The 1,137-nt window shown below is 37.4% G+C and carries 1 protein-coding gene; it reads right to left on the bottom strand.

Annotation, left to right across the window (positions count from 1 at the left end; all coding sequences use genetic code 11):
• The coding region (locus EGH73_RS13910) for an IS1380 family transposase (protein WP_123282353.1) at positions 1 to 1,118 on the bottom strand (1,118 nt) is incomplete at its 3' end.
• Positions 1,119 to 1,137 lie beyond the last annotated feature (19 nt).

The raw sequence follows: 1,137 nt of genomic DNA, 5'->3' as shown, positions 1-1,137 counted from the left end.
CTGAAAATTGACATCAGATTATAAGCAATCATCGAAAATATAAGTGCAGCTTCTGTAGGGAAAAAGCCTTTAAGGTTAAAACTTTCGGCTCCAAAATCTGCCTTTAATTCCTTGATTCTATTCTCTGCATCGCCTCTGTTTCGGTACGTTCTCCAAACATCTGTTGCCGATTGTTCTTGGTTGGTAATATAGGCTGAATAGCGATAATTTCTATGGATTTCATCTTCCGGAAACAGGCTTAATATTCGGCCTGCCGCATTCGGCCGTTGTGCTATTTTTTGCCTTACAATGACTATCCTTCTTGGCTTTTCCCAGTTTTTTGCTTGATAATATTTGTCGCAAATTTCGATGCCCTCATCAACTTTTATCCAAAAATCTTGCTGGTCTATCAAGTGTTGAATGGGGTGAGTAAATTTTGCAGCGATGATGTATTGGAGTGTTTTTAATTCAAGATAATCCATAATGTCTTTCTGGAAAAAACCACTATCCAAACGAACTAATCCTACTTTCTTATCCCCAAAATTTAAGAGTGTTTCTTCTAAAAATCCTACAAAATTATTTGCCGAAGAAGCATCACCGCTCCTGAGCCAAAAATTAGCGACCATCTTTACATCGTTCACAAATGCAATGATAGGATGATGGCTGTTTCTTCCTTTTTTCTTAGGATTGTAGCCTTTTTTTGCTCCCTCTTGCTCTCCGTATCGAGTAATTACAGATGAATCAATGTCTAACGTAAAATAATTGAGGTTCAAATTCTGAAAAAACCAACTGAAAAAATGATGCCCAACTTGCTGGTTGATGTGTTGTGTAAACTTGCCAAAATAGCGTTTATATGCGTCCTGAGCAGGGGTCTTTCGCCAGTCAAATATTTCCCCAAGAGCCTTATCTGCACGGGTAATTTCTGTGTGCAAAAAACGATTGGCGCCACACCAAATACTCGTAATAAAAGATTCAAGCAAAACTTCTTTTTTATAAGAATTATTGGAAAGTGACACAGGTAAAGATTCGCATTTTTCAATTTGCTCTCTAAAGCCGATTTTGTCCAACATTTGCTTTAAAAACACCATTCCTCCCCAAGGCGTAATCTCTTTATTGGTAAAGGATAGATCGAATTTCATCGCTTATTTTTTTCTACTG

The sequence above is a fragment of the Epilithonimonas hominis genome (genome assembly GCF_003730015.1).
Lineage (GTDB): Bacteria > Bacteroidota > Bacteroidia > Flavobacteriales > Weeksellaceae > Epilithonimonas > Epilithonimonas hominis.
Note: the sequence above shows the minus strand (reverse complement) of the source record. Positions and strands in the feature narration are given on the sequence as shown.